This window comes from Nonomuraea sp. B12E4 (genome assembly GCF_039871825.1).
In the GTDB taxonomy this organism is placed as follows: Bacteria; Actinomycetota; Actinomycetes; order Streptosporangiales; family Streptosporangiaceae; genus Nonomuraea.
Genome location: NZ_JBDPME010000023.1, coordinates 1 through 17,052 on the forward strand (window position 1 = coordinate 1; position 17,052 = coordinate 17,052).

Consider the following 17,052-nt stretch of genomic DNA (forward strand, 5'->3'; position numbering starts at 1 on the left):
GCTACAACACCCGCAGGAGACACTCCACGCTCAGCTACCTCAGCCCCATCGACTACGAGCAGCAGACCACCGCTAGAGTGCTGCTCGCCGCATGACAGCCGGTGTCCACGCTTCGGGGTGAGCCCCCCGCGAATACAACGTCAAGAAGCTGCGCCGGACGCACAAGGGTCGGATCATCGCGGGTGTCTGCTCCGGTATCGGCGAGTTCGTCGGGATCGATGCCAACCTGGTTCGGATCGCGCTGGCCATCGCGACGCTGTTCGGCGGGGCGGGCGTCGGCGTGTACGCGATCGGCTGGCTCCTCATGCCCGATGAGAACAGCGACACCTCGATCGTCCAGGACCTGATCAACAAGCAGCAGAACCGGACGGACTGGGGCGGCCAGCACAAGCCCCAGTCGTGATCAGGCAGTGGCGGGCACCGGTTTGCGAGACTCGGCCCAGATCAGGGTGAGCACGGCCGCGCTGATCAGACCCGCGATGCCGGCCAGCGCGACCACCGGCTCCGGGCCGAGCCTCTCCGCCGCAAAGCCGCCTGCCAGGATCCCGATCCCCTGTACGGCCATCAACCCCGACTGTACGAGACCGAACGCCTGGGCACGCTGCTCCGGTGGCACCCACTGCACGAAGGCCGCATTGGCCGCAAGCTGGTAGGCACCCCCGATCCCGCACAGGAACCACGCCACCAGCACCACGGCCAGCGGCGGCCGCAACGCGGTCACGACCAGGGGTGCGCAGCTCAGCATGGCCAGCCACCCCATCAGCCGCATCCGCCGCGGCGGCGCCACGAACCTACTGAAAAGGAACGCCCCCACCACCGTCCCGGCCGGCATCGCCGCCATCAGCAGCCCGGTGATCACGGGAATCGGCAGCCCACCCGTGTGGAGCTTGGCCGCGTACGGAACGGCGATCCCCTCCGGCAGGATGTAGAAGCCGCACAACCACGCGAACAGGACAAGTGTCCGCAACTTCCGCGACCCGAACACGAGCCTGGCTCCGGCCCTGGTCATCGTCCACATGGACGGTTTCGAACCGTCGCGGTTCGTGGCCGGGCGCCGGCGTACGCCGGAGATCAGGATCAGCGCGGACGCCAGGAACGTCGCGGCGTCCAGCGCGAGCGCACGATATGGGCCCAGGGTCGCGATCACGGCTCCGCCCGCCGCGAAACCGAGCATCTGCACGGCCTGGTTCGTCATGTTCTGCAGCGCGGAGCCCAGGACGTACAGGTCGTCTTCGAGCACCTCCGGCAGGAGCGCCGCCCGGGCGGCCGAGAACGGCGCGCTCAGCAGCACCACCAGGAACACCAGCGAGCAGAGCGCCCAGAACGGCATGCCCGGCAGGGCCATCGCGCCCACTAGCGCGGCCCGGATGAGGTCGCAGGTCAGCATGACGCCCCTGCGCGCGAACCGGTCCGCCAGGCCCGCCAGCAGCGGCCCGCCGACGATCGAAGGCAGGTAGGTCAGAGCGTAGACGGCCGCGGTGGCCAGGGGCGACCGCGTGCGATCGTAGACGAGGACAGCGAGCGCCACCTGCGCGAGCTGGTCGCCGAGGAGCGAGAGGCCCTGGCCGTACCAGAGCGCCCTGAACTCCCTGATCGCGATGACTTCCCGATATGTGGCTTGGCTTGCGTCGGCCCGGCGATGCCGTCCGTGCGGCCGTTGTGCCCGCATGGCCCCCATTGCACTCCGCTACGCCTGACTGAGTGTGCTCGCTATGTCACCTAAGGTGCCTGATCACCATAGCAAGCCGCAACCGAAAGCAGTTAACCAAAAGCAAAGGGTTACCAGCCCAGCTCGTGAAGCCGCGCGTCGTCGATGCCGAAGTGGTGACCGACCTCATGGACGACCGTGATGCGTACCTCGTCGACCACGTCTTCCTCGGTATCGCAAATCTGGCATATCGGATTGCGGTAGATCTCAATGCGGTCGGGCAAGACAGCCGAGTACCAGTCGCCGCGTTCGGTGAGGGGGACACCGGTGTACAGGCCGAGCAGGCGGGGCTCCGGCGGATCATCGACCACAGTGACCACGACGTTACTCATGGCGCGCGTGAGCTCGGGGGGAATCGTGTCCAATGCCTCGGCCACGAGTTCCTCGAACTTCTCCCGCGATACCTCGATCACCCTTGCCATTCTGCCCCGTCGGTCGGGTAGGCAAGAAACTGTATGAAGTTCGCCCAGAGATCGAAGGCAGTCATCCGGTCGCGGTCCGCGAGGGCCGCGGTGATGGTCGTGGCGGTGCTCGTCGTAGCCGGGGTCGGCGCCTGGATGGGCATCTTCCTCAGCGGCACCGTACGCGCCCAGATCGGCCCGGTGGAGACCGGCATGTCCCTGCGCCCGGCCCTGCACGGCCAGACGGTCGTGGACGCCAGCCCGCTGGGCACGCTCACCTTCCGCACGCACGAGGCGCCGCTCCAGCTCCGCATCACGCTCGACAACATCGACCAGGAACGCGCCAAGGCCCTCATCGAGGACCCGCGCCTGGCCGACCGCCTGCCGGGGCTCATCGAGAGCGACCTGCTCGACGGCGTGCGCGCGCTCGCCATCCGCTCGCTGCTGTGCGCGGGGGCGGGGGCCCTCATCGCCGTCCTGCTGGTGTTCAGGCGGCCTCGGGTGGCCCTCCTGGGCCTGCTGGCGGCCTCCGTGGCCCTGGCCGGCACGGGCGCCCTCGCGGCCGTCACCTTCCGCCCCAGCTCTCTCGTCGAGCCGCGCTACTCCGGACTGGTCGCCGCCGCGCCGTCCCTGGTCGGCAGCGCGGAGTCGATCGTGACGCGCTTCGAGTCGTACCGGTCGCAGCTCACCAAGCTCGTGACGAACGTCTCGAAGCTCTACGAAACCGTGTCCACCCTGCCGCTGTACGACGCCGACCCCAAGTCCATCCGGGTCCTCCACGTCTCCGACATCCACATCAACCCCATCGCCTGGAACGTCATCCGCTCCCTCAAGGACCAGTTCGCCGTGGATTTCATCATCGACACGGGCGATATTTCCGACCACGGGACTAATGCGGAGAACAAGTTCGTGGACGAAATCGGCACCCTCGGCGTCCCATACGTCTACGTCCGCGGCAACCACGACTCCGCGACCACCCAGAAAGCGGTCGAAAAGCAGAAAAACGCCATAGTTCTGGACAACAAGGCACGAAACGTAGCAGGGCTCAATATTTACGGCCTTGGCGACCCCCGCTTCACCCCGGACAAATCCGTAAGTGTCGACTCGGACCCCGCCGCGCTGGCCCAGTTCGCCCGAGACCACCTGCCGCAGGTCAAAAAGCCGGACGTGATCGCCGTACACGACCCCGATGTCGGCAAGGGCTTCAGCGGCGCCGCCCCGCTCATCCTGGCCGGACACACCCATGAGCGCAGGACCACCATGCTCCCCACCCACACCCGCATGCTCGTCCAGGGCTCGACGGGCGGCGCCGGCCTGCGCGCCCTCGAACACGCCCAGCCCACCCCGGTCCAGGCCTCCGTCCTGTATTTCGACAAGGAGACGAAGCGCCTGCGCGCCTGGGACGACGTCACCCTGGGAGGACTCGGCGAGCAGTCGGTGTACATCCAGCGTCACGTGGAGCCCAACCCGCAACGTATGATTTCCCCGGAGCCAACGACCGCCCCGTCGCCAACGGGATCGATCACTGGCACCTCGACGCCGACCGCCGGTTCGCCGCTTTGGCATCAGGGGCAATCGTCCCCTATGCTTCAAAGGTCTCCGACGGAAGGCGACAGGGAATCCTGAGCCCCCATCGTCTAGCGGCCTAGGACACCGCCCTTTCAAGGCGGCGGCACGGGTTCGAATCCCGTTGGGGGCACTGCGAGCACTTAGCGCATCGGCAAAATGGCTGGTCGAAGACCACCGAAGAGCTGATAAACTAAGCGAGCGCAACAGCAAGACAGCAAGGTCCTGTAGAGCAGTTTGGAGTGCTCGCCACCCTGTCAAGGTGGAGGTCGCGGGTTCAAGTCCCGTCAGGACCGCTCTGGGTCAGGTAGCTCAGTTGGTACGAGCGTCCGCCTGAAAAGCGGAAGGTCGGCAGTTCGACCCTGCCCCTGACCACCAGCTTTGAACAGCCAAGATGCCCCGTAGCGATCATCGCTCCGGGGCGTTTTCGTGTCTGTGACAGCAACGTCGCGATGGAGCATCGGGTTGGACCACGACATGAGTCCCGCGCATCTCGCCGTGGAGATGGGTATGTCCAGTTAACGGCTCTGCCCCGTAATCGGTGGTGGCGTTGAGTGATCTTCACTGCAGCGGGATACGGTGACGCAGCAGGTCGAACCCGGCACGGCCGTGCATCTGCCGCATGATCCTCTTCGTCGGGTGTTGACGCCTTCGGTCCGGCTGTTGTGGTGCGGAAGGATGAAGGCGGCGTTCACGGCGTCGCGGTCGAGTTCGAGACCGTTGGCGAAGCCGTGCAGGTAAGGCAGGTCAGCGGCTCGGACGCTGGTGACCCAGGCGGTGAGCTTGGTGTCGTTACCTTCGGCTGGGTGAGGATTCGGCGAAGTCGCGGACATGCCGGGCGAGCTCGGCCAGTTCGAGGCAGGCTGCGGTGAGCTCCTGCCGCAGCTGGATGTCGCTTTCATGCACCCGGTCGAGGTGGGTGAGCAGGAGACGGGCCAGGCAGCGCGGGGTGGTGAACCCGTTCCAACTCACCGGTGATCGCCGCGCGTAGGTAGGGGCCGTGCCGGTCAGCGGCCAGAGTGATCGAGACAGGTCGCTGCGGGGGCAGTCCCTGCCCCCGCGCGGCGCACCGGGCCGCGAACACGTCGGCACCGTCCCTGCCGTCCCAGAAGGTGCTACAACCAGCACTAACGCAGTCCAAGGCAGGGGACAGACCCCCTGGAGGGCTGTCCCTGCGGTCCCTCTGAATGGTGCTTCGCACGCCCTTCCGAGCGCGCTGCGCGCGGAAGACAGGCTGTAACACCCTGGGCAAGCGCCCCGGTGTTACAGCAGGTTGGCCCTGACGGGTCGCCCAGGAGGGACGCCAGGCAGACGATCACGACCGATGGTGGTGCACCATCTTCCGCCCGATACCAGGGGCCAGGGCGGGCCGCTCACCTCCTGCACCCACCAGCAAACTCGCCGGCCTTTCGCCTCGGGAGGGTTGCGCCTTCGGCAAGAAGAGTCGCTAGGCCATCGATTGGGTACTCCTTGCAATCCTCGATCGGACTGGGCACGATCATGTCAGGCCTTGGGCATATGGGAGAATGGCTCTTGCCGCTCGCGGAGCCTGGGGGCTGGCTTCATTGGCACCGTCAGGTCAGTCTGGCACGGTCAAACCCAGATAGGCCCGCGGATGCCGGCCGTAGGGACGCGCTTCAGATGATTTCCTGACAGGAGAAACTCATGGCAGAGTCGAACGACAATCAGAAACGTGTCACCATCGCGCTGGGTTTCGTGAACTGCAATCAATCCCAAGACAAACGGGGATCCGACATGCTCTGCGTCGCGGGCGGAGCGGTCACCGGCCCCCGGTCCGGCTCTAAGAGCATGGCGGTTCTGACCACGCCGGTCCCCCTTAGTAGCGACGATGGAAATGAATTCGATTCTGCCGAGTCTGTAATCTTCGACAACAACATATATATCGATGACTTCATCGAACTCGGCCTTCAATTCCGGCGCGCCAGCGACGACTACAGCAATAATTATTTCGCCGCGAATCGCTCGGCGGTGCTTTCGGCGCTTACCGCAGACATCGGAACTGCGCTCGACTCCCTGTCTACTTCCGTTGAGTACGCGGTCTCCGGAGCGGTTCTTTCCGCCACGTCGCTGGCTCTGGCCAAGGCTCCGGCCTTCAATGAGCATGGCGTCCTAGGGGTGGTGCAAAAGAGACTGAATGTTGCCGATTATCCGGATGATAATAGCGGGCCGTGCATCTGGAAGTTTGCGGATAGGTGTCCAGCCAACTCTGACGGATTGAGGTGGAGTGAGTATGACTACGAGATCGAATACACCATCGAGGTGGGGCCTGCTCGGTGACCTGAACCTCGGACGGCTTCGACCTGTTCGCAATGACCGCGTGACAGACGTCGGCATCGGCTGAGCAGCCCAGCGCGCCGACTGTGCGGGCCTTGCGCGGTCGGCGGCGTGCCACCAGGTCGTGATCATAACTGGTGAGCACGACCGGGTGCCGTCGGGGAGTCACAGACCTCCTCCGTGGGCTCTGTGCCTTTGCCCTTCGGTTTCACGTGATACCGACTTTGACGAGCAGGAGCCGTGACCAGGACCTCGCTTTCGAGCGCTCGCGCCGCCGCCCGGATGTGGCATGACCCCCCTCGCGTTGCAGCGCTTCTCCGTGCGCAGCACGGCTCTTGAGAGCGTGCGAAGCTCCTCTTCGGTGGAGCGACTGCGTGACAAACTGAGTGACAACCACGGCAGACGATCACGGACGTTGACGGACGCTTGGGAAAGGCCGGGCCTGGTCAGCGCCGTCAAGAGCTCGGCGGGAGCGGGTGCTCGGCTTGTCTGAAAGGCGGAAGGCCGGCAGTTCGATCCTGCCCCTGACCACCAGCATTGACCAGCCAAGATACCCCGAAGCGATCATCACTCCGGGGCGTTCCCGTGTCTGTGACAGCAACGTTGACAGCAAGGGCGTCGGGCGATGGAGCATCGATGGGTCAGGGCATGAGTTCCTCGTGATCGGCCCTGCGCCCACCGCACCAGGGCGTATGGTCAAGGCGTTTCTGGTCAGAAGCGCGGGGACACTGGACGCGGACTTCGAGGCTGATGTCGCGGCTGGCCGTGAGGCGATTGACGATGAGATGAGAGGCATGTGGCCCGACGCCTGATCCTGGACAGGGGGGTGCTCATCGCCGCCGAGGAGGCAAAGCACCCGTGGACGCCGCGATCGACGATGCCGATGATGTGGCGATTGCGGCGATCACTGTGGCCGAACTGCTTGTCGGTGTGGAAATGGCCGATGCTGCCCGGCGACCCAATCGGCAGGCCTTCGTGGATGAGGTCCTGGCGTTGATTCCGTCGAGGAGTACACGACAGACGTCGCTCGCGCCTTGATGCGACGGCTTGATCTCTGCGCGTCCCCCGCTTGTGAATCCAGTGCGGCGCGCTTGATGTACATCATCGTGTACACTCATGACATGAAGGTGATGACTATGTCCGAATCGCGGGCCAACTACGCCGCCACCCTCGACGCCGTCATCAACGACCAGGAAGAGGTCCTGATCACCCGCCCCGGTGGAGAAGGCGTCGTCATGGTGTCGCAGCGCGAATACGAATCGATGCGCGAGACGCTCTATCTGATGGCCTCTCCTGTCAACCGCAGACGGCTGTCAGAGGCGGTCGCCCGTCTGGAGGCCGGCGGCGGCACCATCCATGAGCTGGCCGATGAGGACACCACCGCGTGAAGATCCTTTTCGACGAGCTTGCCTGGGAGGACTACTGCTACTGGCAGCGAGAAGATCGACGCATCCTCAAAAGGATCAATCAGCTGATCGCCGACATAGCCCGGAACGAGAACGAAGGCATCGGCAAACCAGAGCCGCTGAAGTACGAATGGTCCGGCTACTGGTCCCGGCGCGTTACCTCAGAACACCGGCTCGTCTACCGCATCAACGACGACGCCATCATGATCGCCGCCTGTCGCTACCGCTATGAGGAGTAGCGACCGTCTGCGTGGTTCGCACCTTGTCGGCACCGGTGAGCCTCTTGTCCCGGGCCGCGTGCCACATCCTCGCCCTCGTTCGGAACGCCCGTTTATCGGCGGCGCAGTTTGGCGAGCTCGGCGAACAAGGCGATCGTGCGGTGCTGGTCCTCGGGAAGTCCGACGGGGAAAATGATCAGCTCGGTGGCGCCGGCGTCGGCGAAGCGGCCTACGGTTTCTTCCACAAGGGTCTCGTCGCCGACGACCAGCGTGTCATCCGGTCCTGTGGAGCCCTGCCGATCGAGCAGGGCGCGGAAGGTGGGAAGTGTCGCGGCTTGCCGGAAGTCGGTGTTGACGCGCTGACGTGTCCCATCCACGTCTGAGGTCACCGCCGCGAGCAGCCCGACGGCGATGCGTGGTGCCGCTCGTCCCGCCGCGGCGGTGGTGACGGTGGGAACCACGACGTCGCCGAGGAAGCGGGGCGTCGTCCACATCGTGAGCGCGCCGTCGGCTCGTTCGCCGGCGAGGGTGAGCATCCAAAAACCATTCGCGGCGAGCAGAAGGGCGGGCGGGGCCACCCCGGGGCTGGCGACGCCGCCGACCGCTGTGATCGATGTACCGCGGATCTCTACCTCCTCGCCCCGCAGGACGGGGCGGAGGACGTCCAGCACCTCTCGCGTGTGCCGTACGGGGGGTTGCCAGGTCAGGCGGTACCTGCTTTCGACGACGGGGGCGTGGCTCGGACCTATGCCGAGCGTGAGTCGCCCACCGGTCGCGGCGTGTGCGGTCAGCGCCTGGGCGGCCAGGGTGAGCGGATGGCGCGGATAGGTGCCCACGACGGACGTGGCCAGTTCGATGCCCGGTGCGCGGTCGCCCAGTGCGGCGAACACCGCGTCAGCGGATCCCATCCGCTGTGCTCACCGAGCCAGAAACGAGAGAAGCCGTTCGCCGCCGCGCGCTCGATCTCGTTCAGGAGCTCCGGGATGGGCGCGGCGCCGTAGCTCGACAGTCCGATTTCCATGCGATCAGCTCCTCAGGCTCGCGAGGCATGACGCAGGGGCCGGGGCAGGTCGGGGTTCGGTTCGTGGCGTTGAGGCATGGTCCCTCCAGATGGATTCGGGGCGTGCGTTCCGGTTATGACTATATCGGAACGAGCGCCCCGGTTAACCAAGGGGCCTGTGCTCCGGCGCTCGCGTCCGTGCAACTTACGGAGACGCGTCGGCCGAGCCCGGCGCTGCCAGCCCGGTCCGGATCACCGGGTAGACGCGGCGCATCAACTCGCTGTCGCCGCGGAAGCGCCGCATCGCCTGCAGGCCGACGATCAGAGTCTTGATGTCGGCCGCATCCAGGTCGGACCGTACGGTCCCCGCGCGCTGAGCCTGGGCGAGGATCTCGGCCATCAGCCCAGTGAACTCCTTCTCGGCGTCGGGCAGGGCCGCCGCCAGGTCGAAGCCGATTCCCGCGAAAGCCTCCGTGAGCCCCAGGTCGGTCGCGCCCTGTTCGGCCATCTGGAACAGGAAGGCGTACAGCCCTTCTCCCGGGTCGGCCGCCACCTGTTCGCGCGCCCGCTCGACGACCTGCCGCAACCGCTCGGCCACGATCGCCTGGAACAACGATTCCTTGGTGGGGAAGTGTCGGTACACCGTGCCCGCGCCCACTCCCGCGCGGCGGGCGATCTCGTCGATCGGGACGCCCGCACCCTCTGCGGCGAACGTCTCGTAGGCGACCTGCAGTACGCGGGCGCGATTGCGGGCGGCGTCCGCGCGCAGTGGCCGGGATTTCTCAGTCACAACGGTCTCCTTGACAACCGGGGCGCTCGTTCCGGTATGTTCCGAAACGGAACGAGCGCCCCGATTATATCTGGAGGAACCATGCCCCGACAGCGGTGGACCACCGCCGACATGCCCGATCAGCGGGGTCGCGTCGCCGTGATCACCGGCGGCAACACCGGCATCGGTTTCGAAACCGCCAAGGCGCTCGCGGCGCGCGGAGCCTCCGTGGTCCTCGCCGTGCGGGACATGAACAAGGGCGAACGGGCATCAGCCGAGATCGCCGCGATCGCCCCGGACGCCGACGTCACGGTGCAACGCCTCGATCTGGCTTCGCTGGCCTCCATTCGCGCGGCCGCCGACGAGCTGCGGGCCACCCGTGACCGCATCGACCTTCTGATCAACAACGCCGGCATCATGTACGCCCCGCGAAAGACCACGGCGGACGGCTTCGAGATGCAGTTCGGCACGAACCACCTGGGCCACTTCGCTCTCACCGGACTACTGCTCGACATGATGCTGCGCATTCCCGGCTCTCGCGTGGTCACCGTGAGCAGTGCGGGGCACCGGCAGGGCGGACCGATCGACTTCGACGACCTCAACTGGAACACCCGTGAGTACAGCCGTGTCGCCGCGTACGGAAACTCCAAACTCGCCAATCTGATGTTCACCTACGAACTCCAGCGCAGGCTGTCAGGAACGGGGGAGACCACCGCCGTCGCGGCTCATCCCGGGGGATCTGACACCGGAGGGTCCAGGACATCGGTGTCGCTTCAGCCCCTGTACTTCCGGGCACTGTTCGCCCTGGTCCGGCCATTGCTGATCCAGCCCGCCGAGATGGGGGCGCTGCCCTCGCTACGCGCCGCGACCGACCCGACCGTCCAGGGCGGCCAGTACCTGGGGCCGGACGGATTCCAGGAAAGCAGGGGACACCCGAAGGTCGTGACGTCGAGCCCACGGTCTTACGACGTGGCCGCCCAGCCCCGGCTGTGGACGATCTCAGAGGAACTGACCCAGGTGAGGTTTTCGGTGTGACTCAAGGCCCCAGCTCACCGGGATGAGAGCCGGCCCGGGAGGTCTGCGGGGTGTCGGGCGGGAAGTCCCGCCGTCACCGCTGCCGTGATCAGGTCCCGTACCGGGAGCGGCGGCGTGTCCAGGAGTGGGGGCAGGTCGCTGTGGGCGGCCTCCAGCAGTCCCGCGTTCACGTTGGCGAACGTCGAGATCGTGTGTCCCGCCTGGTACGCCTCCAGCCCCGCCAGCATTGGCCGCAGGTCGCCCAGTGGTGCCGTGCGGTACTCGACGGGCCGGTCCAGGGCGTCGGCCAGCGCCCTTGCGAGGTCGTGGCCGCCGACCGCGTCGACCCCTTCCAGCTCGTACGTCCGCCCCGCGTGCCGCCGGGGTGCGCCCGCGGTCACGTCGGACCAGGCTTCGGCCGCCACCCGAACGGCGACGGCGGCCAGGTCGGCACGGGCCACCACGGAGAGCCGCCCGTCCCCGAGCGGCGCCGTGAACACGCCGGTCCGCGCTGCCGAGGCCGCGCCCGCCAGTGCCATCCCGGCCGCCAGCTCGGCGTACAGCCCGTTGCGCAGCACGGTCACGTCGAAGGGCGCCTCCGCCAGGCGGGCCTCGGTCCAGCGGTGCGCGAGCGCGATGCTCAGCCGCTCCCCCGAGCCCGCCAGGCTGGTGTAGATCACGTGATCGACGCCGGCCGCGGCCGCCGCCCGCACCACGGCGCCGTGGCGGGCCAGGACGACGTCGTCCTCGGCGTACCCCGCCGACACGAACACCAGCACCCGCACCCCCGCGAACGCCTCCGCCAGCGTCTCGGGCCGGTCGAAGTCGGCGCGGCGTACCGTCTCCCCGGCGCCCTTGCTGCTGGCTCCGATGACCGCCTCGGCCCGCAGCCCGTCGAGAATCGCGCTGCCGAGCGCCCCGGAGACTCCCGTCACCATGATCATTAAAGACACCCCCTACTGTGAAACTCCAGGTGGACCGCGCCCAGCATGGGCCCCGGCCCGTGCTCGCCATAAGGAGGCACTTTCATGTCTGTCGCGCACACGGAGGTAAGCGCCCAGGTCAACGGCCCGTGCGGGGACGACGACTGCGGGATCCGGGACGTGCTCGACCGTATCGGCGACAAGTGGACCGTGCTGGTCCTGGTGGAGCTGAGCAAGGGGGTCAGGCGGTTCAGGGAGCTGCACCGGGCGATCCCCGGGATCTCTCAGCGGATGCTCACGTTGACGACCCGGCGGCTGTGGCGGGACGGGCTGGTCGAACGTACGGCGTACCCGACGATTCCGCCGCAGGTCGAATACCGGCTGACACCGATGGGACGCAGCCTCGCCGAGGCCGTGGAACGGCTGGCGGACTGGTCGCGCGCGTACAAGGACACCATGGCGCACGCCCGCGAGCAGTGGGACGCCGCACACGATGCCTGAAGCCCATCGAACGAGAGAAGGGAAGAGCTCGGTGTCGCCACGTCCTACGTCCCGCTGGACCGCCGATCGCGCGAAGGCGGTCGTGCTGCTCGCCGTACCGGGGGTGATGGTGCTGGCCGGCGGCGTCTCGGCGTGCGGGGCCTCGTCGGCGTCCGCCCCCACGGCGGCGAGTCCCACGGACCTGTAGCGTGGCCGGCTGGCCGATGATCGCGCTGACCGACACGGCCGGCGAGGCGGTGACCGTGCCGACGGAGAACGTCGCCCAGCCGGGCGAGTCGGTGCCCGCCGAGCTGGCCCCGGGGTCGGGGGCGTTCGCCGGGATCAAGTGGACGACCTGCGACAAGGCGGCCACCGATTGCCCGGCCGGGAACACCGTCAAGGTCGGGCTCGCGAAGGGCGGGCCGCTCGTGGCGGCGACGCTGGAGGGCTTCCCTGATCCGGAGCAGTCCGGCATCACCTTCAAGTCGCTGCAAATCGGCACCATCCAGCCCAGCAGGCAGGGCGTCGTCGCCTGGTGAACTTCCAGCCGGCCGAAGCTTCCCCTGATCGATGGCACGCCCTGCGCGCCAGCCCCTCTCCGCTCATGTCGCCGCGTTCGCGGGCCTGCCGGACCTGCAGCAGCTCGGGCGGGCGCGGGAGGGTTCCGACATGCTCGGCGTGGTAGGTCGCGGCATACTTCGTCCTCGATGCCGGGGAAGCGGGGGACGAACGGGGATCCGCGTCAGCCGTGAGGCCAGCGGTCAACCATCACTCTCCGCCGATCTCCGAAGGCCGTCCACCCGGGGTGGCGGGCGAATCTTGCCGGGACCTTGCCGAATTCGTTGCGGGCAGCATCTCACTGTCTGTGCCGGGCCAGGGTGAAATGGGCGATGTCGTGTATCAATGGAAGGCAGGAGGGCCTGAAGTGCTCGATCGGGTCCGTGACGCCGCGGGGAAGGCGCTGGTGGACGATGCCGGCGCGGTCATCGAGGCCGCCGCCGCCATGTCCGAGCGGTTCCGGGACGGCGGCAGGCTGCTGGCCTTGGGCGGGGCCGCGGACGCGGCGCACGTCGCGGTGGAGTTCACCCATCCGGTGATCGTGGGCAAGCGCGCGCTTCCGGCCTTCAGCCTGGGCGGCGAGCCCGCGCTGCTGCCGGTGCTGGGCCGGGCCGGGGACATCGCCGTCGGGATCCGGGCCGCCCGTGGCGACCTCGTCGTCGCCCGCGGGCTCGGCATGCTGACCGTCGCGCTGACGGCGGACGAGGAGTGTCCGGAGGCCGATCACGTCCTGGTCGCGCGAACCGGCGATCCGCTGGTCGCCCGGGAGATCCACATCACGATGTACCACCTGTTGTGGGAGCTGGTCCACGTGTTCCAGGAGGCGGGCGAGTGAGCGGCGGGACGGAGGACGAGGGGGTCTGTGACTCCTGCTTGACGTGCGGGGACATCGCCGTCCACGTGCGGGTCGTGAGCCTGTTGCCGGCCGGGCTGGCCCTGGTGGACACCGGCGCGGGGACCGAGGAGATCAGCGTGGCGCTGGTGGCGGCGCGGGTCGGCGACACCGTGCTCGTGCACGCCGGGGAGGCCATCGCCGTGATCGAGGAGGACGACGTGGTGACGGAGACGTCCCTGTGACCGGGCTGTACCCGTTTCTGCGGCGGGATCCGCTTGATCTGCGGGCCTCCACCGAGGCCAAGGCGCGTACGAGCCTGGAGCTGCGGCGGCGGGTGCTCGATGAGATGTCGGCCGCGCTGACGGCGGCCGCGGCGGCGATGGCCGCCGCCTTCCGGGGCGGCGGGCGGCTGTTCGCCTTCGGCAACGGGGGCAGCAGCACGGACGCGCAGTCGCTGGCCGCGCTGTTCACCGCGCGTGGCCTGCCGGCGGTGTCGCTGGCCGGCGACTCGGCGCTGATGACGGCGCTGGGCAACGACGTCGGGTTCGACGTGGTGTTCGCCCGGCAGCTCGCCGCGCTGGGCGGGGCGGGCGACATCGCCTGCGCCCTGTCCACCAGCGGCGGGTCGCCGAATGTGGCGCGTGGCCTGGCTCAGGCCCGGGCCCGGCGGATGGTGACGGTGGGGTTCGCCGGCTCGGGGGGTGGGCGGATGGCCGCGGATGGGCTGGCCGAGCACCTGTTCGTGGTCCCGTCCGCGTCGGTGCACCGCATCCAGGAGGCGCAGGCGACTCTCTACCACGTGCTGGCCGACCTGGTGACGGCAGAGACCGGGAGAAGCGGGTAGCGGCTCGCCCGACGGCGGAGGCCGGGGGAAGCGGGTGGCGGCTCGCCGGGCCGGCGGCCGGGCCGAGGTCAGCAGATGCGTGGCAGGGGGTCGCCGACCAGGACGTCCACCACCCGGGTGCCGCCGAACGCGGTGCGCAGCAGGACCAGGCCGGGCGGGTCGGATGTGACGGTGCCGACGATCGCGGCCTCCGCGCCCAGCGGGTGCCCGCGCAGCGTGTCGAGGGCCTGGTCGGCGTGCTCGCCGTCGACGATCGTCACGAAGCGGCCCTCGCAGGCGACGTAGAGCGGGTCCAGGCCGAGGAGCTCGCAGACGCCGGTGACCTCGGGGCGTACCGGGATCTTCTCCTCCTGCAGCACCACGGCCACCTCCGAGGCGACGGCCACCTCGTTGAGGACCGTGGCGACGCCGCCCCTGGTGGCGTCGCGCAGGGCTCTGACGTGCCGCGGGAGCGCCCGCAGCAGGTCCGCGACGATGCCGTGCAGCGGCGCGGTGTCGGAGGAGATCGGCGCCTCGATGTCGAAGTCGCCCCTGGCCAGCATGATGGCGGCGCCGTGCGCGCCGATCGGGCCGGAGACGATGACGGCGTCGCCCGGCCGCGCGCCCGCGGCCGACAGGGTCACCGGCTGCTCGATCAGCCCGACCCCGGCCGTGGTGATGTAGCAGCCGTCGCCCTTGCCGCGCGGGACGACCTTGGTGTCGCCGGTGACGATCGTCACCTCCGCGGCGGCCGCGGCGGCGGCCATCGAGGCGGTGACGCGCCGCAGGTCGGCGATCGGGAACCCCTCCTCCAGGATGAAGCCCGCCGACAGGTGGCAGGGCCGGGCGCCGCACATGGCCAGGTCGTTCACGGTGCCGTTGACGGCCAGGTCACCGATGTCCCCGCCGGGGAAGAACAGCGGCGAGACCACGAACGAGTCGGTGGTGAAGGCCGCCCGCGCGTTCTCCAGCCGCAGGGTCGCGCCGTCGTCCAGGGGCGCGAGCAGCGGGTTGCGGAACGCCTCCAGGAAGACCGCCTCGATCAGGGTGTGCGTGGCCTTGCCGCCGGCCCCGTGCGCGAGCGTGATGCGCTCCTCCCTGACCACGGGCTTGCGCCGCCGGATCCGCTCGATGCGGTCGAGCACCTGCTGTTCGCGGCTCATGCCCGGCTCGCCTCCCCCGCCAGCGGCTCGTCGGCCGCCGTACGCATCCGTTCTCGGGTGAAACGCCCGAAGTTGTAGTACGCGGCGCAGGCCCCCTCGGAGGAGACCATGCAGGTGCCGATCGGCGTCTCGGGCGTGCAGGCGGTGCCGAACACCTTGCACTCCCACGGCTTGAGCACCCCCTTCAGCACCTCGCCGCACTGGCACGACCTCGGGTCGGCGACGCGTACGCCGGGTAGGTCGAAGATGCGCTCGGCGTCGAAGGCCGCGTAGTCCTCCGTCATGCCCAGGGCGGAGTGCGCGATGAACCCGAGCCCGCGCCACTCGAAGTGCGGGCGCAGCCGCATCACCTGGCCGATGGCCGACAGCGCGACGCGGTTGCCGTGCCAGGGCACCACGCGGGCGTACTGGTTCTCCACCTGGCAGCGGCCCTCGGCGAGCTGGGCGAGCAGCATGTGCACCGAGGTGAGGATGTCCAGCGGCTCGAACCCGGCGACCACCATCGGCTTGCCGTAGTCGTGGGCGATGAACTCGTACGGCTGGCAGCCGATCACCGCCGAGACGTGGCCGGGACCGATGAACCCGTCCAGGCGCAGGTCCGGCGAGTCCAGGATGGCCTTGATCGCCGGGATGATCAGGACGTGGTTGCAGAAGACGGAGAAGTTCGACAGGCCCTCCGCCGCCGCCCGCAGCACGGTCACGGCGGTGGACGGCGCGGTGGTCTCGAAGCCGATGGCCATGAACACGACCCGCCGGTCCGGATTGGCCCGCGCGATCTTGAGCGCGTCCAGCGGGGAGTAGACCATCCGGATGTCGGCCCCCTCCGCCTTGGCGTCCAGGAAGCTGCCCGACCCGCCGGGCACCCGCATCATGTCGCCGAACGACGTCATGATCACGTCCGGCTGGCGGGCGATGTGGATGGCGTCCTCCACCCGGCCCATCGGGATCACGCAGACCGGGCAGCCCGGGCCGTGCACGAGGTTCACCTCGGGCGGCAGGTGGTCCTCCAGGCCGTGCTTGTAGATCGTGTGGGTGTGGCCACCGCACACCTCCATGAACGTGTACCGGCTCCCCGGCCGGCAGGCGGCGGCGATCCGCGCGGCCAGCGCCCGCGCCCGGCCGGCGTCGCGATACTCATCGACGAAACGCATCCGTCCCCCTCATGCGCCGTCCGAGGCGCGCAACGCCTCCAGCTCGTCGGCGTACGGCTGCCCGAGACCCTTCAGGTAGTCGAGCACCGCCTGTGCCTCCCGTTCGGAGATCTTGGACAGCGCGAACCCGACGTGCACGAGCACCCAGTCGCCCGGCTGGAGCCGCTCGTCGGCGAGCAGGCCCACGTTGATGCGCCGGCGCACCCCGCCGACGTCCACCACGGCCAGGTCGCTCGGCTCCTGAACGAACTCCACCAGCTCACCGGGGATGCCGAGACACACCGGGCACCTCCTCGCTGAAGGTGACCGACTCCAGGACCAGTTCGTCCCCGCCGCTGAGGTCCACGGCATCGTCGCCGCAGTGCGGGCAGGCGGCCAGCACGTCCACCGACCGGGAACGGCCGCCGCACGCGCGGCAGCCGACCGTCATCGGAGTGACGACCAGCTCCACCTTCGCATCCTGGACGAGGGTGCCGGCCGCGGCGAGCGCGAACGCCTGCTCGAACGCGGCGTCCACGACGGCGTGCCGGGCGCCGACGCGCACCCGGGCGGTCGTGACCCGCCTGCCTGCCCCCTGCTGCTGGATCAGCTCGACGAGGCCCTCACACAGCCCGATCTCATGCATGCTGCCCCTACATCCGCTCCATCTTCAGGTACCGGTGAATCTGCGGCCACTGGTGGGCGACGAGCGCCGCCAGCCCGCTGAGCACGAGCAATGCCACAACGCGTGACTTCCACATCT

21 protein-coding genes, 4 tRNA genes and 2 pseudogenes are annotated in these 17,052 nt (G+C 68.5%); 17 read left to right on the top strand and 10 right to left on the bottom strand.

Translation table 11 applies throughout. The features are described 5' to 3' along the window. Nucleotides 1-148: 148 nt before the first annotated feature. Nucleotides 149-304, top strand: a pseudogene (locus ABGB18_RS36380) (PspC domain-containing protein); the annotation flags it as partial. A gap of 99 nt (nt 305-403) precedes the next feature. Here ABGB18_RS36380 and ABGB18_RS36385 read toward each other — a convergent pair. Beyond that, nucleotides 404-1,669: an MFS transporter gene (locus ABGB18_RS36385; RefSeq protein ID WP_347700208.1), complete on the bottom strand. Its 1,266-nt coding sequence runs from the start codon at nt 1,667-1,669 to the stop codon at nt 404-406. A 110-nt stretch (nt 1,670-1,779) separates the two neighbouring features. Next, on the bottom strand, nt 1,780-2,121 hold the full coding sequence (locus tag ABGB18_RS36390) for a metallopeptidase family protein (protein WP_347700209.1): 342 nt from the start codon (nt 2,119-2,121) through the stop codon (nt 1,780-1,782). 114 nt (nt 2,122-2,235) lie between these two features. On the opposite strand from ABGB18_RS36390, the gene ABGB18_RS36395 reads away from it, so the two are divergent. From ABGB18_RS36395 to ABGB18_RS36410, 4 genes are all read left to right on the top strand, one after another. Next, complete coding sequence (locus tag ABGB18_RS36395; protein ID WP_347700210.1) at nt 2,236-3,735, top strand: metallophosphoesterase; 1,500 nt, start codon at nt 2,236-2,238, stop codon at nt 3,733-3,735. Then, a tRNA-Glu gene (locus ABGB18_RS36400) sits at nt 3,736-3,808 on the top strand. An 88-nt stretch (nt 3,809-3,896) separates the two neighbouring features. Next, nucleotides 3,897-3,971, top strand: a tRNA-Asp gene (locus ABGB18_RS36405). 5 nt (nt 3,972-3,976) lie between these two features. Then, nucleotides 3,977-4,053, top strand: a tRNA-Phe gene (locus ABGB18_RS36410). Between the two features lie 183 nt (nt 4,054-4,236). On the opposite strand, the pseudogene ABGB18_RS36415 reads toward ABGB18_RS36410, so the two are convergent. Beyond that, nucleotides 4,237-4,626, bottom strand: a pseudogene (locus tag ABGB18_RS36415) (transposase); the annotation flags it as partial. 714 nt (nt 4,627-5,340) lie between these two features. Here ABGB18_RS36415 and ABGB18_RS36420 point away from each other — a divergent pair. The 5 genes from ABGB18_RS36420 to ABGB18_RS36440 all read left to right on the top strand — a co-directional run bounded on the left by ABGB18_RS36420 (nt 5,341) and on the right by ABGB18_RS36440 (nt 7,615). After that, nucleotides 5,341-5,973: a hypothetical protein gene (locus ABGB18_RS36420; protein ID WP_347700211.1), complete on the top strand. Its 633-nt coding sequence runs from the start codon at nt 5,341-5,343 to the stop codon at nt 5,971-5,973. Between the two features lie 457 nt (nt 5,974-6,430). Continuing rightward, nucleotides 6,431-6,504 (top strand) — tRNA-Phe (locus ABGB18_RS36425). A gap of 324 nt (nt 6,505-6,828) precedes the next feature. After that, entirely contained in the window at nt 6,829-7,008 is a 180-nt protein-coding gene (locus ABGB18_RS36430; protein WP_347700212.1) for a hypothetical protein, read from the top strand. An 83-nt stretch (nt 7,009-7,091) separates the two neighbouring features. After that, nucleotides 7,092-7,358, top strand: a complete 267-nt coding sequence (locus ABGB18_RS36435) for a type II toxin-antitoxin system prevent-host-death family antitoxin (RefSeq protein WP_347700213.1) — start codon at nt 7,092-7,094, stop codon at nt 7,356-7,358. Then, a complete protein-coding gene (locus ABGB18_RS36440; RefSeq protein WP_347700214.1) occupies nt 7,355-7,615 on the top strand; it encodes a Txe/YoeB family addiction module toxin in 261 nt (86 codons plus the stop codon). The genes ABGB18_RS36435 and ABGB18_RS36440 overlap by 4 nt, the downstream gene beginning before the upstream one ends. A 92-nt stretch (nt 7,616-7,707) precedes the next feature. Here the strand turns inward: ABGB18_RS36440 and ABGB18_RS36445 are convergent, their stop codons facing one another. Both ABGB18_RS36445 and ABGB18_RS36450 read right to left on the bottom strand, forming a co-directional pair. After that, nucleotides 7,708-8,502, bottom strand: a complete 795-nt coding sequence (locus ABGB18_RS36445) for a TIGR03564 family F420-dependent LLM class oxidoreductase (RefSeq protein ID WP_347700215.1) — start codon at nt 8,500-8,502, stop codon at nt 7,708-7,710. A 297-nt stretch (nt 8,503-8,799) separates the two neighbouring features. Then, a complete protein-coding gene (locus tag ABGB18_RS36450; protein WP_347700216.1) occupies nt 8,800-9,384 on the bottom strand; it encodes a helix-turn-helix domain-containing protein in 585 nt (194 codons plus the stop codon). A gap of 36 nt (nt 9,385-9,420) precedes the next feature. Here ABGB18_RS36450 and ABGB18_RS36455 point away from each other — a divergent pair, with 36 nt between their 5' ends. Then, nucleotides 9,421-10,398 (top strand): SDR family NAD(P)-dependent oxidoreductase, encoded by a 978-nt coding sequence (locus tag ABGB18_RS36455; protein ID WP_347700217.1) that lies wholly within the window; start codon nt 9,421-9,423, stop codon nt 10,396-10,398. A 14-nt stretch (nt 10,399-10,412) separates the two neighbouring features. Here ABGB18_RS36455 and ABGB18_RS36460 read toward each other — a convergent pair whose 3' ends face one another. Beyond that, the gene (locus ABGB18_RS36460; protein ID WP_347700218.1) at nt 10,413-11,321 is read right to left on the bottom strand and encodes an NAD(P)H-binding protein; all 909 of its coding nucleotides are present in this window, start codon (nt 11,319-11,321) and stop codon (nt 10,413-10,415) included. Nucleotides 11,322-11,405: 84 nt separating this feature from the next. Between ABGB18_RS36460 and ABGB18_RS36465 the strand changes: the two genes are divergently transcribed. The 6 genes from ABGB18_RS36465 (at nt 11,406) to ABGB18_RS36490 (ending at nt 14,017) form a co-directional block, all read left to right on the top strand. Beyond that, entirely contained in the window at nt 11,406-11,801 is a 396-nt protein-coding gene (locus tag ABGB18_RS36465; protein WP_347700219.1) for a helix-turn-helix domain-containing protein, read from the top strand. Nucleotides 11,802-11,832: 31 nt separating this feature from the next. Beyond that, the gene (locus ABGB18_RS36470; protein WP_347700220.1) at nt 11,833-11,988 is read left to right on the top strand and encodes a hypothetical protein; all 156 of its coding nucleotides are present in this window, start codon (nt 11,833-11,835) and stop codon (nt 11,986-11,988) included. 1 nt (nt 11,989) lies between these two features. Further along, complete coding sequence (locus tag ABGB18_RS36475; RefSeq protein WP_347700221.1) at nt 11,990-12,319, top strand: DUF4232 domain-containing protein; 330 nt, start codon at nt 11,990-11,992, stop codon at nt 12,317-12,319. Between the two features lie 386 nt (nt 12,320-12,705). Further along, entirely contained in the window at nt 12,706-13,173 is a 468-nt protein-coding gene (locus ABGB18_RS36480; RefSeq protein ID WP_347700222.1) for a phosphoheptose isomerase, read from the top strand. Then, nucleotides 13,170-13,415 (top strand): HypC/HybG/HupF family hydrogenase formation chaperone, encoded by a 246-nt coding sequence (locus ABGB18_RS36485; protein ID WP_347700223.1) that lies wholly within the window; start codon nt 13,170-13,172, stop codon nt 13,413-13,415. Before ABGB18_RS36480 ends, ABGB18_RS36485 begins: the two co-directional genes overlap by 4 nt. Beyond that, nucleotides 13,412-14,017, top strand: a complete 606-nt coding sequence (locus ABGB18_RS36490) for an SIS domain-containing protein (RefSeq protein ID WP_347700224.1) — start codon at nt 13,412-13,414, stop codon at nt 14,015-14,017. Before ABGB18_RS36485 ends, ABGB18_RS36490 begins: the two co-directional genes overlap by 4 nt. Nucleotides 14,018-14,085: 68 nt before the next feature. Here ABGB18_RS36490 and hypE read toward each other — a convergent pair whose 3' ends face one another. The 4 genes from hypE to ABGB18_RS36510 are packed head-to-tail and all read right to left on the bottom strand — an operon-like array spanning nt 14,086 to nt 16,935. Next, nucleotides 14,086-15,159, bottom strand: coding sequence for a hydrogenase expression/formation protein HypE (hypE, locus tag ABGB18_RS36495; protein WP_347700225.1), 1,074 nt, complete (start codon nt 15,157-15,159; stop codon nt 14,086-14,088). Continuing rightward, nucleotides 15,156-16,310 carry a hydrogenase formation protein HypD gene (gene hypD / locus ABGB18_RS36500; RefSeq protein WP_347700226.1) on the bottom strand — a complete coding sequence of 385 codons (1,155 nt, stop codon included), beginning with the start codon at nt 16,308-16,310 and terminating at the stop codon, nt 15,156-15,158. The genes hypE and hypD overlap by 4 nt, the downstream gene beginning before the upstream one ends. 9 nt (nt 16,311-16,319) lie before the next feature. After that, nucleotides 16,320-16,592, bottom strand: a complete 273-nt coding sequence (locus tag ABGB18_RS36505; protein WP_347700227.1) for a HypC/HybG/HupF family hydrogenase formation chaperone — start codon at nt 16,590-16,592, stop codon at nt 16,320-16,322. Beyond that, nucleotides 16,570-16,935, bottom strand: a complete 366-nt coding sequence (locus tag ABGB18_RS36510; RefSeq protein WP_347700228.1) for a hydrogenase maturation nickel metallochaperone HypA — start codon at nt 16,933-16,935, stop codon at nt 16,570-16,572. The genes ABGB18_RS36505 and ABGB18_RS36510 overlap by 23 nt, the downstream gene beginning before the upstream one ends. Nucleotides 16,936-17,052 lie beyond the last annotated feature (117 nt).

Coding starts and splice junctions, on each gene's coding strand:
- ABGB18_RS36385 (WP_347700208.1), bottom strand. CDS start 1,669: ATGCGGGCACAACGGCCGCACGGACGGCATCGCCGGGCCGACGCAAGC.
- ABGB18_RS36420 (WP_347700211.1), top strand. CDS start 5,341: ATGGCAGAGTCGAACGACAATCAGAAACGTGTCACCATCGCGCTGGGT.
- ABGB18_RS36435 (WP_347700213.1), top strand. CDS start 7,092: ATGAAGGTGATGACTATGTCCGAATCGCGGGCCAACTACGCCGCCACC.
- ABGB18_RS36445 (WP_347700215.1), bottom strand. CDS start 8,502: ATGGGATCCGCTGACGCGGTGTTCGCCGCACTGGGCGACCGCGCACCG.
- ABGB18_RS36455 (WP_347700217.1), top strand. CDS start 9,421: ATGTTCCGAAACGGAACGAGCGCCCCGATTATATCTGGAGGAACCATG.
- ABGB18_RS36460 (WP_347700218.1), bottom strand. CDS start 11,321: ATGATCATGGTGACGGGAGTCTCCGGGGCGCTCGGCAGCGCGATTCTC.
- ABGB18_RS36465 (WP_347700219.1), top strand. CDS start 11,406: ATGTCTGTCGCGCACACGGAGGTAAGCGCCCAGGTCAACGGCCCGTGC.
- hypE (WP_347700225.1), bottom strand. CDS start 15,159: ATGAGCCGCGAACAGCAGGTGCTCGACCGCATCGAGCGGATCCGGCGG.
- hypD (WP_347700226.1), bottom strand. CDS start 16,310: ATGCGTTTCGTCGATGAGTATCGCGACGCCGGCCGGGCGCGGGCGCTG.
- ABGB18_RS36510 (WP_347700228.1), bottom strand. CDS start 16,935: ATGCATGAGATCGGGCTGTGTGAGGGCCTCGTCGAGCTGATCCAGCAG.